The sequence below is a fragment of the Lactococcus sp. FSL K6-0773 genome, from assembly GCF_038006485.1.
GTDB lineage: Bacteria > Bacillota > Bacilli > Lactobacillales > Streptococcaceae > Lactococcus > Lactococcus lactis.
In genome coordinates this window covers 1-16,673 of record NZ_JBBOVF010000004.1, presented here as the reverse complement: position 1 = coordinate 16,673, position 16,673 = coordinate 1, and the positions used below count along the sequence as shown (strand labels likewise).

Here is a 16,673-nt window from a genome sequence, read left to right as displayed (position 1 = left end):
TTTTATAGTATAGCTCCATGGCACGTGTTGGTGATCTTTTAGGAATCAACTATCTAGGGACGCATACCATGCGTAAAACAGGCGCTTATCGTGTTTATACGCAGTCGAATTATAATATTGGTTTAGTCATGCATTTATTAAACCATTCAAGCGAAGCCATGACTTTAACATATCTTGGATTAGATCAAGCTAGTCGAGAAACGATGTTAGACCAAATTGATTTTGGGTAATGAATGTTTAGAACTTAGTAGTCGTCCAAAAAACGACTACTTTTTTAGTTGAATCGTCCAAGGACGATTCAATGCTTTTGACTTGTAAGAACAGGATTGAATGAAGCCATACTGTTCGCATATTTTTAGTGGATGAACAAACAAAATACGAGAGATTTTTTGTTCGTTCATCCATGGTTTTAGAAAAAAGAGGGACGATTTCGGAAGAAGAAAATCGTCTCTTTTTTTTCTTCTTTTTGTATGACAAAAAGAAAGATTTTTTGCCCATTTTATTTTTATAAAATGGGTAGGTGGCGTTTGCGTAAAGCAAATCGACACAATCCAAAGGGGATAAAAGGGGAAAGTGAAACTTCCCCCTTTTCAAGCCACATTGTAATACAAGAACGAAGTGATTTGTATTACAATGTGATAGCTTGCAGTATTTATGGTTTTATATGGTCTATTTTGTTATAATGATTGTAACCGAATAGGGCGCAATGCTTATTACAAAATCAATGATAAAGGGCGATTGAGGAATGAGCGCTGGGGCATTTTATCTTTGAGGAGGCTATTTATGGATCAGAAAAATGTATCACAAAATCAAACAAAGTACATTCAATTTAGATTGTCTGAAGAACAATACAATAAGCTGAAAATTTCAGGAGAAACATATGGACTCTCTCCGAATCTTTATGCGAAAAAATTAGCACAAAAATCTCATTTAAAAAAACCTTATCTCGAACATGACCAAGCGAAATCTTTATTATTAGAACTCTCAAAACAAGGAACCAATTTAAATCAAATCGCCAAGAAACTCAATCAATTCGATCGGATGGACAACCAAGATAAAGAGCTGATCGAGGCTTTACGCTATACATACGGAGTACTCGCTCAAGCTCAAAAGGGGTATCAAGAGTTATGGCAACAATTGCAAAAATAAGCAATGGCGCAAGTGCAGCGAGCGCCCTTAATTATGCTTTAGGGCAAGACAGACCCATGCATGAAAAAACTGAACAGTGGCTACAAGACCATCAATTGGAACGTCCTGTGGAGCTGACAAATTGTCGGGCAGTTGCCGTGGGTGGAACCAACGGGATTGATCCCTTTATCGCCAAAGAACAATTTGATGTCATTCGACAACTTCATAACCAAACCAAAGAATCCAATCAGGTCTTGCGTATTACCCAATCTTTCGCCTTAGATGAACTGAATCCGAAAGTACAAAAGGACTGGCAAAAAGCCAACGATTTAGGCGTTGAATTAGCAGAAAATCTCTATCCTAACCATCAAAGTGCTGTGTATACGCATTTAGACGGAAAAAATCACGTCTTACACAACCACATCATTGTCAATAAGGTCAATTTAGAGACAGGAAAGAAATTAAGAGAACAAAAAGGAGAAAGCGTTCAACGAGCACGAGAAATGAATGATCGACTCGCTTCTCGAGAAAACTGGCACATTTTAGAGCCACCAAAAGAGCGCCAAACAGAGACAGAAAAAGAACTAATCGCCAAAAATGAGTATTCTTACATGGATGATTTGAGAGAAAGAATCAATAAATCGCTTCAAGATGTCTCTGTGAGCTCATATGAGACGTTTAAAGAGCGCTTATCCGATAATGGTGTAATTCTATCAGAAAGAGGCCAAACGTTCTCATACGCCTTTTTAGACGCCAATAATAAGCAAAGACGAGCACGAGAGACCCGATTGGGTTCTGATTTTGGAAGGGAGACCATTTTACATGAGTTGGAAAACCGAGCAAGACAAAACGAATTTAGCGCTGTTGAACAACGAGAACCAGCGATTACTCCGCTTGAGCGAGACACTCAACAAAGAGAATCAGAAATTGTTAGCCTTGAACAAGCAATTGAACCAAGAAAATCAGAAGCTCTCAAGCGAGAATCAAAAATTAATCGATTTATTGACACAATCAAACAGTTTGCAGGACGAGTACCAGAACTTACTCAACGCGTTACAAGAAAATTAAAGCAAACAAAAGAGAAAATCCTCGATGATTTTGAACGTCGCTTTTCAAAGGACATGAAAAATTACGAGCAAGAACAACAGAAAAGCCTAGAAAAACAAGCGAATAGAGACGTACAGTCCGAAAAGAAACCAACAAAAGATCATGATCGGGGGATGAGTCGATGAATAAAGATGAACAACTCGTTGTTCAAGTATTAAATGCTTATAAAAATGGCAAAATTGATTTCAGTCACGTTCCAGAACTAGACCTCTTAGTCCGTCAAGAAGTTAATAAAGACTTTCGGGACTACCAAGAAAAAATAGAAGCTGTTGCGAATCAAAAAATGGAGTCTGCCATTCAAGAACAACTCCATCGTTTAGAGGCAGAAAACTTAAAAGCGACCATACTGAAAGACATTCAAGTTGAAAAACAAGCATTACTCGCTTTGAAAAAAGAACTGAATGAACAAAAAGAGCAGATAAAAGCAGATCGCAAACGTGAGATTGTCGAACGTTACGGTATTCTGATTGCGAATATTGTCTGCCTGTTCTGTTTCTTAGTTGTCGGTATTCTCATCGGACGATGGATTTATAAAGGTATCTGGGATGGTTGGGGTTTGCATATTTTGTATGACACAGTGATGGAAATACAGCCTAAACATCCTTATGGGGCAGTCGTTCTTGGATTAGGTGGTTTTGGTTTAATCGGTGCTGGAATTTATGGCAGTTTTCGATTAATGTATACCGCTTCAACATGGTTTGATCAACGTCCAAAAATTTTCAAAAGGATCTTTCCAAAAAAATAGAGAGTGAGGGGATATTTTGGTTTTAGACAATAAATTAGGTTTAACAAATTCAGCAGAATTAGCTAAACAAGAAGAAATCTTAACGAAAAAAAGAGCCAAAGAATTGTTTGAGTCTGGCAAAATAGAGGATCTGGAAATTGGGACGTTTCAAGGCTTATCTGATATTCATCAGTTTTTATTCCAAGATATTTACGACTTTGCAGGAAAAATTCGAGAAGTGAATATTGCGAAAGGAAACTTTCAATTTGCGCCACGTATTTTTTTAGCGCAAACACTTGAATATATTGATAAATTACCTCAAGAAACATTTGATGAAATTATTGATAAGTACTCGGATATGAATGTGGCGCATCCTTTTAGGGAAGGCAATGGACGAGCCACTCGTATCTGGTTGGATTTAATTCTTAAAAATAAACTACACAAAATCGTCGATTGGAATCAAATTGATAAGGATGAATATTTAAATGCCATGATCCGTAGTACAGTCAGCACCAATGAATTAAAATATTTGATTCAAAAGGCTTTAACCGATGATTTAGGAAAAGAACAATTCTTTAAAGGAATTGATGCGAGTTATTATTACGAGGGCTATTATGAAATAAAAACAGAAGATTTATAAATAACCGATACAAACAGACTGATCAAATTCTATATTGATTAGTCTGTTTGCTTACGGGATGATTTTGACTTTTGATTTTAAATTTTTGAAAAAAATAAAAAAAGGCGAAGCCTATATTAATTTATCATATATATTTTAATCTTTTCTTCTTTTGCGTCAAAAAAAAGTGAGTGTTTTCAAGGGGTTAAAGAATAATATGTGGAGAAAAAACTGTTTATATATGGAGAAAAAACTGTTTATATATGGAGAAAAAACTGTTTATACATGGAGAATGTCTATTATCTTCTCCATGTATTATGGTATAATAAAAGCATGAAGAAACACTTTTCGTCGAGAGAATCTTCATGCGTATCTAAAAACACTCAAAGGAGCGTATTTCTATGTCTAGTATACCAAAAAATGAACAAAATCAGAAGCAGGTGCAAATCTTGAACGAATTATCAAAACGAAAAGTAGTGGAGCATAATTCTTTAATTACCAGCATTGCCAAAATGGATAAAACCCCACTCAAAATGTTTGAGTTAGCCGTATCGTGCATTGATACCGAAGAACCGCCTAAAGATCATACAGTCTATCTCTCAAAAGAAGAACTTTTTACGTTTTTTAAAGTTTCTGATAATGACAAACATAGTCGTTTCAAGCAGGCAGTTGAGAATATGCAGAAACAAGCTTTTTTCAAAATTAAAGAAAAAAAAGAACATGGGTTTGAGTTTGAAAATATCGTCCCTATTCCCTATGTAAAGTGGACCGATTATCATGATGAAGTTACTATTCGATTTAGTCCTGAAATCATGCCTTATCTAATCAATCTTAAAAAGAATTTCACACAACATGCCTTGTCCGATATTTCAGAACTCAATAGTAAACATTCTATCATCTTGTATCGTTGGTTATCCATGAATTATAACCAATACGAGCATTATAGTTATAAGGGTGGACGGAGAGAAGAACAAGTGGAAGCCTACCGCAATCCTTCAATTTCAATCCGAGAATTACGAGAAATGACGGATATAGTCAATGAATATAAACTTTTTGCAGATTTAGAAAAATGGATATTAAAAAAACCTTTGGAAGAAATCAATGATCATACTTCTTTTACCGTGACGTATGACAAAGTCAAAAAGGGGCGCTCGATTGATTCTATCGTCTTTCATATTACGAAAAAACGTCGAGCAGACGATAACAGCTACAAGTTGGAAGATAAAGTCTACCAAGAAGATAAAGCACGTAAAGCAGAAACCGAAGACATGCTGACGGTACAAGCCCTAAAAAGTCCGTATACCAAGCTGCTTATGGAACATTTCTTATTGTCTTATCTAGACTTGACGGATACTAAAATTCTTTCAGGCTTACAAGCACACGTGTACCCTCTCTATGACGAACTGAAAGACTTACGAGGTTTGAATGGGGTCAAAGACCACTTGTCTTATGTGAGAGCCAAGCGAGAAGACTACTCAAAGAAAAATATCACTAAGTATCTCAAAAAAGCAATCGAGCAATACCTACCCACGGTTAAAAGGCAGGACTTATGATGAGTGAAAAGTTAAAGACAATCAAAGAGCTTGCGGATGAAATAGGTGTTTCAAAGCAAGCTGTATGGCAAAAAATAAAAAAAGAATCGTCAATAGATTTACGTCAATTTACGTCAAAAAAAGGAAATACCGTTTACGTTGACGTTGATGGTCAAAAAGTTATTAAGAATGCTTTTTTTAACAAAACGTCAACTAAAAAACGTCAACAAAAAGTTTTTGTTGACGACAACGTGAATAATTCAGTTGATGACAATCCAGAGGGGAATGAAGAGATTTTATTTTTAAGGAATCTAGTGTCCGAACTCCAATCAGAAAAAAAAGACCTTCATAAGCTATTAGACCAGCAACAACGCCTAGCTTTGCAGGATAAAAAATTGCTAGAAGAATATAAATCAGAAATCAATGAATTGAAAGCTCTTAAAATGCCTCAGGAGGATATGAAAGATGGCTCGTCTATAAGGGGTGAGGCACAGGAAGAAATTGAACGACTGAAAGCTCAATTGAAGTTATCAGAAGAAGAACGAAACAAGGCAAAAGAAAAAGAGCCGGTAAAAACAGAATCTAAAAAATGGTGGCAACTATGGAAATGAGGGGGATCAAATGAGTCATTCGGAACAAATGATTGAAAACCAGTTCATACAGATCTTAAGTGAGAAAGAAAATCAGTGGACTTATCGTCCGGACTTGAAGTCGGAAGAAGCACTTTGGCAAAACTTTAGAAGCCATTTGAACCGAATAAATTTAGCAGTCTTGGAAGAACAACTATTAACGGACAAAGAATTTAAGCAAGTCAAAGTCGAGTTTTCACGTTTGACCGGAACACCTTTTTTAGCTTCTCAATGGCTTAGAGGAGAAAACGGGGTGGCTCAAGTTTTATTAGAGCGAGAAGATGGGAAAAAAGTGACTTTAGAAGCCTTTAGAAATAAGGATATCTCAGGAGGAACTTCTTCTTATGAGGTGGTTCACCAAGTGGTCCCAGATTCCTCTAGACTAGATCGTGGAGATGTGAGTTTGCTGATTAATGGGCTCCCAATCATTCATATTGAGCTCAAAAAAGAGTCCGCTAAAGACGGTTTTATGCAAGCTTATTATCAAATTCAGCGTTATGCAGAAGATGGATTTTTTAAAGGGATTTACGCAACTACTCAAATCATGGTGATTTCAAATAAAGTCGATACCCGATACTTTGCAAGACCTAGTGAAGATACCGCTGAAGCCTATGCTAGGATGAAGAAGTTTTTATTTAATTGGCGGACTGAAGACAATCAAACGGTTTCCGATTTGTTTGATTTTACTCGTATAGTTTTGCGGATACCCGATGCCCATGAATTGATTAGCCAATATACCATTCTCGTCGATGATCAAAAAAATCAAAAATTCCTCATGGCTTTAAGACCTTACCAAATTCATGCTATTCGTAAGATTCGTCAAAAAGCAGCACAGCATGAAGGAGGATTTATTTGGCATGCGACAGGTTCAGGAAAGACCATTACCAGTTTTGTCGCAACGAAATTATTAGCTCAAAATGCGATCGGTGTCGATCGTACGGTCATGGTTGTTGATAGAACAGACTTAGATGCTCAAACGCAGGATGAGTTTACGAAGTTTGCCTCGGAATATCATACCGGACAAACGACCGGAAATTCGGTAGCCAATACTTTGATTGTTGGGATCAAAAATCAAAAACAGTTGGCTCGAAACCTCCTTTCATCAAAAAATAATAATACGATTTTAGTGACCACGATTCAAAAACTCTCTGCGGCTATGCGGAGTGCCCAACAAGAGAGTGAAGAAAAAGGCTCCAATCAATTTGAGAAGCTACGGCAAGAACATATTGTTTTTATTGTTGATGAGGCTCATCGTGCGGTTAGTGATGAGGAAATGAAGCGGATTAAGAAAATATTACCCAATTCAACCTGGTTTGGATTAACGGGGACGCCTATTTTTGACCAAAATAAAAAGCAAGAAAATGGAACCTTTGCCAGAACGACGAGCCAGCAATACGGGCCACTCCTTCACTCCTATACAACCAAAAACGCTATGGATGATGGCGCTGTTTTAGGCTTTCAAGTCGAGTATCATTCACTGATTTCAGAAGAGGATCAAGAGGTAATTGTCACCCAACTCAATAAAGGAAAGTTACCAGACGATGTCTTACAACAAGAAAAATTGTTGCCTACGGAACTTTATGAAACAGATGAACATATTCGTACCATGTTACAAAAAATCTTTAATCGGAGAAGTGTGATCAAAAAGTTCAAGGTACAGAATGGTTTTCCTACGATGTCAGCCATTCTTACCACTCACTCGATTGCCCAAGCCAAACATATTTACCGGATTTTAAAGGAAATGAAAGATAATGGGACACTCTTGAATGGGCGACAATTTGATGAACGTCATCAACTGATTGATAAAGCTTTCCCAAGAGTAGCTATTACCTTCTCAACCAATCCGGATCAATTAGAAAAAAATGAACAAGACGATGAATTAGTAGAGATCATGAAAGAGTATTCGAAACAGTTTGATGTCTCTCCTTATCAAGATGAGAAACTCTACAATCAAAATATTAATAAACGGTTGGCCCGTAAGGAAAAGCAATATCAATCGGATGGTCAGTGGCTAGATTTTGTTATTGTTGTCGATCGTTTATTGACAGGCTTTGATTCTCCAACGATTCAAACCTTATATATTGATCGAGAAATGAACTATCAAAAGCTCCTTCAAGCGTTCTCAAGAACCAACCGTATTTATACAGGAAAAGATTCTGGGTTGATTGTCTCTTTTAGAAAACCCTTCACCATGAAAGAAAATGTGCAAAACACGTTTCGTCTATTCTCAAATGAAAATCAAAACTTTGATCAACTGATTCCAAGAGAATATGAAGAAGTCAAAAAAGAATTTATCGAATGTTCAACACTTTATAAACAAAGCGAAGCCGACCTATCGGATAATCTCAATGATCTTAAAACGATGATTGCGCAAGTGAGTGCTTATCAAAAGCTAGAAAAGAGTTATAAAGCGCTCCGAAGCTATGATCAATACGAAGAGGAATTTGAAGCATTTTCAGAAGTAGTGGAGCAGATGCCACAATATCAAGGTAAAACGGAAAATGTTAAAACAAAGATTAAAGAAATGATCGAGGATGAGGAGCATCCTGAGGAAGACTTCGAGAAGCTTTTACAAGAGATTGCTTTTTCTTCGCAGCTCAATGCGACACATAAAGACGTCGTGGATAGTTTTTATATTAATCAACTTTTGAAAGCGATTCAATTAAACGAAGCAGGGGCCGTTGAAAAATTTGAAAAAGAAATCCAACAAAAGGATCCTCGAATCCAACAGATGTATCACACCTTGAAAGATCAACTCGTCAATACGACTGAAGAGATCGATGTGGCTCAATTAAAAGAGACTTCGATTCAAAATGAAATTCAAAGACAACTTCAAAAAGAAGCCGAAGAATTTGGATTATCCTTCGACTTTTTACAGTCTGCAATGAATGAATATCAAGGCGATAAGAAAACGATCCCTTATTTAACTCATTTACTGGATTCGATGACTCTTAGTAAAGAAGAGTTTGAAGCCAAAACGGGTGAAAAATACAGAAGAAGAACAAAAGTTTTAGAAGAACGACTACAACAAAACTTTGAACAACTTCAAAAATGGAAAGAAGAATTATAATGGCGACAGGTTTAAATCAACAACTATGGGCTTCTGCGGATATCTTACGTGGGAAGATGGATGCAAGTGAGTATAAAAACTACTTACTGGGATTAATTTTCTATAAGTACTTGTCTGATGCGCAGCTTAGAGAAGTTTATGAACAAGAAAATGGCAAAACAGATACCTTCCCAGAACGTTCCACTCAGTATGCAGGATTCATGGAGTGGTACGAAGAAGACAAAGATGATTTAATCGAAAATATCCAACCCAAACAAGGTTACTTTATCCAACCCGATCAATTGTTTTATCACTACCGCCTCAAAGCTGATAACTATGAATTTAACTTGACCGACTTACAAGCAGGTTTTAATGAGTTGGAACGTCAAGGAGAAGAATTCAGTGGATTGTTTGCGGATATTGATTTAAACTCCACAAAATTAGGCTCAAATGCACAACAACGTAATGTGACGATTACTGAGGTCTTGCGTGCTTTAGATGAGATTGACTTATTTGAACACAATGGCGATGTGATTGGGGACGCTTATGAGTATTTAATCGGGATGTTTGCGGCAGGTGCAGGTAAAAAAGCAGGAGAGTTTTACACCCCTCAAGCTGTTTCACGCATCATGTCAGAAATTACGTCGATCGGACAAGAAACCCGTGCGCCTTTTCATATTTACGATCCTGCGATGGGGTCAGGTTCTTTGATGCTTAATATCCGTCGCTATCTCATCAATCCAAATCAAGTCCATTATCATGGCCAAGAGCTAAATACGACGACCTTTAACTTGGCACGTATGAACTTAATTCTTCATGGGGTGGATAAAGAACGCATGAACCTGAATAACGGGGACACTTTAGACGCTGATTGGCCGTCAGAAGAGCCTTATCAGTTTGATGCTGTGGTGATGAACCCTCCTTACTCAGCAAAATGGTCAGCGGCAGATAAATTTTTCTCTGACCCTCGCTTTGAGCGTTTTGGAAAATTAGCGCCTAAATCTAAAGCGGATTTTGCCTTTCTCCTTCACGGTTTTTACCATTTGAAAGAATCGGGAACAATGGGGATTGTCCTGCCGCATGGCGTTCTCTTTAGAGGAGCCGCAGAAGGAACCATTCGTCAAGCCCTTTTAGAAATGGGAGCCATTGATGCGGTCATTGGCTTGCCGGCCAATATCTTTTTTGGGACCAGTATCCCGACAACGGTTATTATTTTGAAGAAAAACCGCTCTCGTCGTGATGTCTTATTTATCGATGCTTCTCAAGACTTTGAAAAACAAAAAAATCAAAATGTTCTGTTGGATGAACATATTGATAAAATTGTTTCTATCTACAAAAAGCGAGAAGATATTGAAAGATATGCTCATGTTGCAAGTTTTGATGAGATCCAAGAAAATGACTTTAACTTAAATATCCCTCGTTATGTAGATACCTTTGAGGAAGAAGAACCGGTTGATTTGGTTGCAGTGAATACCAATCTCCTTAAGGTCAATGAAGAATTAGTTCAACAAGAGCAAGTGCTCTTATCGTTGATTGACAATTTTTCAGAAAGTGAAGAGAATCAAGCCTTGATTGAATCGATGCGTCTTCTTTTGAGAGGTGGGCATGATGAGTAAAAAAAGTCCACAATTAAGGTTTGAAGGTTTTACGGATGATTGGGAAGAACGTAAGTTAGGGGAATTAGGTTCTGTAGCGATGAATAGAAGGATTTTCAAAGATCAAACTTCAGAAAACGAAGAAGTCCCATTTTTTAAAATCGGTACTTTTGGAAGCAAACCAGATGCTTTTATCTCTCGTGAATTGTTTGAAGAATATAAATTGAAATATCCATATCCAGAAATAGGGGATATTTTAATATCTGCTTCTGGAAGCATAGGTAGAACTGTTGTATATCAAGGGAAAGATGAATATTTTCAAGATAGCAATATAGTTTGGTTAAAGCATGATGATCGCTTGAATAATAAGTTTTTAAAGCAGTTTTATTCGATTGTTAAGTGGCAAGGATTAGAAGGAAGTACGATTAAACGGCTATATAATAAAAACATTTTAGATACAGATATTAGTATCCCTAGTACCATTGAACAAAATAAGATAGGGATGTTCTTTGAACAATTAGACGACACTATCGCTCTTCATCAGCGTAAGTTAGATTTGTTGAAAGAACAGAAAAAAGGATACTTACAAAAAATGTTCCCCAAAAATGGGGAAAAAGTTCCTGAATTGCGATTTGCGGGGTTTGCTGACGATTGGGAAGAGCGTAAGTTGGGGGACGAAGTTAAAATAAACGGAAGGATTGGTTTTCGTGGGTACACACAAGCTGATATTGTTACAAAGGAAACAGGAGTTCTAGCATATAGTCCAACTAATATCGTGAACAATAGACTTTACAGAAAGCGAAGTGATACATATATCACAAAACAAAAATATAGAGAATCTCCAGAAATCATGGTAAAAAATTCTGATATTTTATTTGTTAAAACAGGTTCAACTTTAGGAAAAAGTGCATTGGTTCAAAGTATTAATTATCACGCAACTGTGAATCCTCAGATCGTTATCATACGTAGTAATGAATTAGATGAATATTTTCTGTCGGTCATTTTAACAAGTTACAATATTTTAAAACGAATTAACACAATAAAAATCGGTGGTGCAATTCCTACAATGACTGAGACGGAGTTGAAGAAATTTCCTATCCAAGTTCCTAAAAGTACGGAACAGAAAAAAATTGGATCATTTTTCAAACAGTTAGACAACACTATCGCTCTTCATCAACGTAAGTTAGATTTGTTAAAAGAACAGAAAAAAGGCTTTTTACAAAAGATGTTTGTTTAGGGTCTATAATTATAAATTAGATAATACATTAGAAGCTGGAGACGAGATTGTCTAGATAATGTGCGAGATAAAATTTTTAGCAGGTTATCATACATAAGACAAAATGTTTTTAAAACTGATAACGTATTTATTCCACAACAATTACGCATTTATTTTTGAGAAAAATATAAAGCAGGAGGATTACAATGCTGAAAACTTATTCTTTAACAAAAAATACATTATTAGTTTCGTCAGAATCAAATATCAAAAATTCGTCTGTTGTTTATGTGTATGGTGACGAACGAGAATATATCGAATCTTTTGAACATAAATCTGACTTTAACATAGACAATATACTAACGTTTGATGATCGAGTTGCATATGACACGATGATAGATCAGAACGATGAAAAAAGTTTGCTCGTAAGTTTTTTGTTTCCCGAGATACATGAAGGTGGGCATCTAGATAATCTGACGACATCTGTTGTTTTCTTGGTATTTAAAAATAAGTTGATAATTTTTACAAAACAAAAATTAAAATTCATTCCCGAACTCTTATCCAATATGGTTTTACATGATGTCGATAATTTCATGCAGGAAGTACTTTTAAAGATCATGCAAAAAGATTTCCATGTGATGCTTGACGACCTTCGTGGAGTCAAGGAAAAAATTGATGATTTAGACTCAGAAATATCAACGTCCGGTTCACTCAGACCAACGTTTGGTGATTTATTGACTCTTCAAAAATACATGATAGCTTTGTCAACAACCTATGGCGCTAATCACAAAGCGCTGGATTTCATTAAAAAAAATTTTACAACTATTAATGATATTGATTTTACCACCCAAAAAATAATTGATGAGATATACAATACAAGCGACACAATGGATAGAATTATTTTAGGTTACAGTCAATATTTGGATCATTTGGAAAATATGATAAACAATATGATTTCGTATCAGCTAAACATGATTATGAAAACTCTAACAGAGATATCAATCGTTTTGACTATTCCAGCAATCATTTTTGGTTTTTGGGGAGTCAATGTCGATGGCCCGTTTGAAAAATCTTCTTATGGTGTTTTTGCTGTGCTGATTATCTCTGTTATACTAAGCCTAATTTGCTGGTTTTTGCTGCGACGCAAAACATATTTGTAAAGTATTTGTGATACCCCAATATGATTTAAAGCAGAATTTCTTTGTTGACTTATTAAAAGGCTGTTCCTTTCAATAATTTAATAGCTTCAGCGGCTTCCTTCACAGTATGAGAGTTAGAATATTCAAAGATAGCCATATATCCTCTGACAATTGATATGTTGATTAAATGGTCACATGATAAGGGTATAAACGAAAAGTTGTTTGGGATGCCAGACTAGGGACTATACTAGAAAACATCAGTACATTCCTTAGCTCAGGGTCTATAATTATATAATGGCCCCTAGGAAATACCATTAAAACACCCCCTATAATCTTTAGTTCATATTACAGGGGTTGTTTTTCTGTTTATTGATATAATAGTTCTTAAAAATGGAGGTGATATTTTGAAAGTGAATTGGTTAAAGTTGATTGGAATTTTTTTACCTTTAAAATGATTCATATTTACTGTCTTCAATTGCTTTTTTTAAAATTTTAAACTAAATACAAGTATTGATAAACTTTTCAAATATAGTATAAAAGTCCTAACTGATTATATCTTGATTAATGCATTACTATTCCGAATTTAAGAACTTGACTTAATATCATAATAAAAAACCTCCAAAAGTTTAAATTTTGGAGGTCATATAAGATATATGTTTATTTTATTTGCTTACTGTGGTTAGAATGAATAAAATAAATACTATAGCTATACTAAAAGCACCTAAAATAATAGTATTAGTTGAGTTAGACTTAGTATCTTTAGAAAACTTAGCTATTATCACTGCACTTAGAATGAAACATAGAAATATAAAAGCTAAAAACATTGTTGGAGAGATGCCAACTTGAAATTTCTCAAAAAACAAATGATAAATAGAAGTAACTACAACTCCTAACATTCCTATTATATAAAGTAGGGTTACGAGAAAATTTAAATTAATTAATTGATGATCGAGATTTTTATTAGTCATACTTAAAAGACTTTCCTTAAAAAATTTATTATATTTATATTCTAACATAATAAAATTGGCTCTGTTGCGAAATTTCCAAGTTCCAAAATTTTAGTGTAAAATTGAATAATAAGTTAGTGTATCTATAATATATTGTTCACCTATATACTTTACCAATTGCAAGAACATAAAAAATACTACCAATAAATGCAACTATTAACCCCAGTAATAACATCCAAATAATATTTTCTCCATTGCGAATTAGCAGAGGAAGAAGAAATCCTATCATAGATATTAATGGTGTATATGTTCTTTTGTAATAAGGCTCCCAATTTAATATTAAAGAAATCAAACAAATCAAAACTCCTAATAGGTAGACGATAATTAACAAAGGTGAATTGAGTTGAGAGAAATTACCATTAAGTTGAAGTAACCCTTTTGGTAAAATTGCACTCATCTTATTATAGTAATTAATATCATTACTATATCTAACCAAATCTAATTTATAAAAAGTGGAATTAAACATGATATAAATTACTGTAACAACCGCAGAAAAGATTGAATAGATGAGCAGACACCAACGTTTTAGATTAATAAGATTGATGTACATAGTTCTTACGTCCTTTCTTATATTTTGGATAATATCAGTATACTCCAAAAAAAAAAAAATACAAGAATTTTCAAACAATTTAAAAAGGTCAATTACATTATTAATTATTTCACATTCCCTTATCTAATGGATATTGTTTTAGTGATCCCAGAAGATAGTATTATACTAGATTTAGGGACCGGACATGGACTTGTACTGATAAAGTTCGCCTCTAAAATATCAAGCGAAGGACATGTGACCGGAATAGATCTATGGAAAAATAGGGATCAATCCAATAATAGTTTTAAAGGCACACAACAGCTTTTACAGGAAAAAAATCTAGAAAATAGATCTGATTTAAAAACTGCGGATATGATAGAGCTACCTTTTGAAAATAAGAAATACGACTTTGTAACCGCAAGTATGGCAATTCATAATATTAAACCAAAACAGAACCGATACAAAGCCTTAGATGAAGCTACACGTGTACTAAAAACAGAGGGGCTATTAATAATATTAGATACTGGAAATCATAAAAAAGAATATCTCAGTTACCTGATCGCTTTAGGTTATCGTATTAAATATGCTAAGACTTATGGCATTATTGGTTGGTGGACTGGCCCTTGGATGTCTAGCTATGCTATTATAGCTGAAAAAAATTATGATATGATTGAGAAAGGATATCTAATTATATGGTTCAACAAATCGTTCTTCCCATCAAAGATTCGAACGTTCTAAAAATGGTGCAAGATACGTTACTTGATAGTTTTCGGGCTGGCCGTCGTAACTATACGATCTTCCAAGTCGGTAAGGCCACACTACTCCGTGTGAGTGATGTCATGACATTAAAAAAATCCGATGTCTTTAACCCAGATGGTTCTATCAAAAGCACGGCTTTTATTCATGATAAAAAAACAGGAAAAGCGAATACGTTATATTTGAAACCAGTAAAACAAGATTTATTGATTTATCATGATTGGCTGGTCCAACAAAATCTTAATTCTGAATGGTTATTTCCGTCAACCTCTCGCCCAAAGCGTCATATCACTGAAAAGCAATTTTATAAGGTCATGGCGCACGTTGGAGATCTTTTAGGTATCAACTATTTAGGAACACATACCATGCGTAAAACGGGCGCTTACCGTGTTTATACGCAGTCAAATTATAATATTGGTTTAGTGATACATTTACTAAACCATTCAAGCGAAGCAATGACTTTAACTTATCTCGGTTTAGATCAAGCCAGCCGAGAGAATATGTTAGACCAAATAGATTTTGGATAGTTTAAAACTAAGAATGATAGAATAAAGAAAAGAGAAAAAGGGTAAAATCATGGATAATTATGTAGATAATCCACTAACTATAGTGGGAGTAGTTGTTTTTTTAATCGGAATGAGTATTTTTTGCTTTGGAAAAAAATGGATTGTTTTACGCTTAGTTTTTGGTGATAGAAGTATGTTTTCTCAAATATTTTTTGGGGGTATTATAACTATCTTTGGATTAATCTTATTGTATTTATCTGGAGCTTTTAACTAGCATACAAGCAAAAATCCGAAGGCTTGCACGTCTTTCGGATTTTGAATATATACGGAAATCAAAGTTTTAACTACAAACCAAAAAAATCAATCTATTTCCAAAATAAAATAAGAGATATAAATTTTACTAATGCAGTATCTTTTTAGAGTTGTTTCCCACTTAAAACACTCTGCCCTTCTCTATTCACTTTCTTTTTATCTCATTTTAAACTAAAATAGACTTATTAATCAAAGCGTAAATTAAAGTCAATGGCACTATATCTAATTTATAAATAATGGAGGTGTGTTTTGAAAAGAAAAAAGACCTATGGACAGAAGAAGACAATCAAATCAATTTTTGATACTTTAGTCGATTCTATCACTACAATATTTTTATTTTTACGATAGGGATTTTAATTTAAATACTATAAAATTTTTAAGAGAGGATGATAACAATGAAATATAAAATGAGCAAGGGGCTGAAAATCATGATAACAGTTTTTATTTCTGTTTATCTTGGTAATTTGGTTTTAGATGTACTAAGTGACGAGTCTAATATCAATATTTGGATAGGTCGTATTATTGGACTTTTTGTTGTCCTCATCATTTATCTTCCTTTAAATTTTTTATGGATAAAAAATTCAAAAAGTCAGAATGATTAATAAAGAACTGGGAGAACTTAAATGATTTATACAATTGGTTATTACATTGCTGTTATAGGATTAGTCATTATGATGTTCGGTTTTAAAAGTTTTTATTCACAAATGAATAAATGGAGTCGTTTTGGCTTTATCTTTTTAGCTTTAGGCCTTGCATTTCCAATATTTTATGATTTTATTGTTGGATTTATAAATGGTTTATTAAAAAATGTTTAAATCATAATTTTTT

General features: G+C 34.6%; 16 protein-coding genes and 1 pseudogene. All 17 read left to right on the top strand.

The features are described 5' to 3' along the window. Positions 1 to 8: 8 nt before the first annotated feature. Positions 9 to 230 (top strand): annotated as a pseudogene (locus tag MHB61_RS13480) (hypothetical protein); the annotation flags it as partial. 553 nt (positions 231 to 783) lie between these two features. After that, on the top strand, positions 784 to 1,149 hold the full coding sequence (locus tag MHB61_RS13475) for a plasmid mobilization protein (protein ID WP_014570907.1): 366 nt from the start codon (positions 784 to 786) through the stop codon (positions 1,147 to 1,149). Beyond that, positions 1,128 to 2,360, top strand: a complete 1,233-nt coding sequence (locus MHB61_RS13470; RefSeq protein WP_095348645.1) for a relaxase/mobilization nuclease domain-containing protein — start codon at positions 1,128 to 1,130, stop codon at positions 2,358 to 2,360. The genes MHB61_RS13475 and MHB61_RS13470 overlap by 22 nt, the downstream gene beginning before the upstream one ends. After that, the gene (locus MHB61_RS13465) at positions 2,357 to 2,980 is read left to right on the top strand and encodes a mobilization protein (protein ID WP_047687103.1); all 624 of its coding nucleotides are present in this window, start codon (positions 2,357 to 2,359) and stop codon (positions 2,978 to 2,980) included. Before MHB61_RS13470 ends, MHB61_RS13465 begins: the two co-directional genes overlap by 4 nt. Positions 2,981 to 2,996: 16 nt before the next feature. Next, entirely contained in the window at positions 2,997 to 3,599 is a 603-nt protein-coding gene (gene fic / locus MHB61_RS13460; protein WP_002410828.1) for a protein adenylyltransferase Fic, read from the top strand. Positions 3,600 to 3,979: 380 nt separating this feature from the next. Beyond that, the gene (locus MHB61_RS13455; RefSeq protein ID WP_014570892.1) at positions 3,980 to 5,131 is read left to right on the top strand and encodes a replication initiation protein; all 1,152 of its coding nucleotides are present in this window, start codon (positions 3,980 to 3,982) and stop codon (positions 5,129 to 5,131) included. After that, positions 5,131 to 5,721, top strand: coding sequence for a RepB-like protein (locus MHB61_RS13450; protein ID WP_120785005.1), 591 nt, complete (start codon positions 5,131 to 5,133; stop codon positions 5,719 to 5,721). Before MHB61_RS13455 ends, MHB61_RS13450 begins: the two co-directional genes overlap by 1 nt. Before the next feature lie 10 nt (positions 5,722 to 5,731). After that, entirely contained in the window at positions 5,732 to 8,809 is a 3,078-nt protein-coding gene (locus MHB61_RS13445) for a type I restriction endonuclease subunit R (RefSeq protein WP_137016259.1), read from the top strand. Further along, a complete protein-coding gene (locus tag MHB61_RS13440; RefSeq protein ID WP_137016257.1) occupies positions 8,809 to 10,404 on the top strand; it encodes a type I restriction-modification system subunit M in 1,596 nt (531 codons plus the stop codon). The genes MHB61_RS13445 and MHB61_RS13440 overlap by 1 nt, the downstream gene beginning before the upstream one ends. Continuing rightward, positions 10,397 to 11,620: a restriction endonuclease subunit S gene (locus tag MHB61_RS13435; protein ID WP_137016264.1), complete on the top strand. Its 1,224-nt coding sequence runs from the start codon at positions 10,397 to 10,399 to the stop codon at positions 11,618 to 11,620. The genes MHB61_RS13440 and MHB61_RS13435 overlap by 8 nt, the downstream gene beginning before the upstream one ends. A 185-nt stretch (positions 11,621 to 11,805) precedes the next feature. Then, a complete protein-coding gene (locus MHB61_RS13430) occupies positions 11,806 to 12,756 on the top strand; it encodes a magnesium transporter CorA family protein (RefSeq protein WP_003131454.1) in 951 nt (316 codons plus the stop codon). A gap of 663 nt (positions 12,757 to 13,419) precedes the next feature. After that, on the top strand, positions 13,420 to 13,581 hold the full coding sequence (locus MHB61_RS13425) for a hypothetical protein (protein WP_170959148.1): 162 nt from the start codon (positions 13,420 to 13,422) through the stop codon (positions 13,579 to 13,581). A gap of 852 nt (positions 13,582 to 14,433) precedes the next feature. After that, positions 14,434 to 15,009 (top strand): class I SAM-dependent methyltransferase, encoded by a 576-nt coding sequence (locus tag MHB61_RS13420; protein WP_249351753.1) that lies wholly within the window; start codon positions 14,434 to 14,436, stop codon positions 15,007 to 15,009. Further along, positions 14,964 to 15,554 (top strand): site-specific integrase, encoded by a 591-nt coding sequence (locus tag MHB61_RS13415; RefSeq protein ID WP_032398729.1) that lies wholly within the window; start codon positions 14,964 to 14,966, stop codon positions 15,552 to 15,554. Before MHB61_RS13420 ends, MHB61_RS13415 begins: the two co-directional genes overlap by 46 nt. A gap of 49 nt (positions 15,555 to 15,603) precedes the next feature. Then, positions 15,604 to 15,807 (top strand): hypothetical protein, encoded by a 204-nt coding sequence (locus MHB61_RS13410; protein WP_023349238.1) that lies wholly within the window; start codon positions 15,604 to 15,606, stop codon positions 15,805 to 15,807. A 433-nt stretch (positions 15,808 to 16,240) separates the two neighbouring features. Beyond that, on the top strand, positions 16,241 to 16,447 hold the full coding sequence (locus tag MHB61_RS13405; protein ID WP_225509927.1) for a hypothetical protein: 207 nt from the start codon (positions 16,241 to 16,243) through the stop codon (positions 16,445 to 16,447). A 21-nt stretch (positions 16,448 to 16,468) separates the two neighbouring features. Then, the gene (locus MHB61_RS13400) at positions 16,469 to 16,660 is read left to right on the top strand and encodes a hypothetical protein (protein WP_032398730.1); all 192 of its coding nucleotides are present in this window, start codon (positions 16,469 to 16,471) and stop codon (positions 16,658 to 16,660) included. The last annotated feature ends 13 nt before the right edge of the window (positions 16,661 to 16,673 follow it).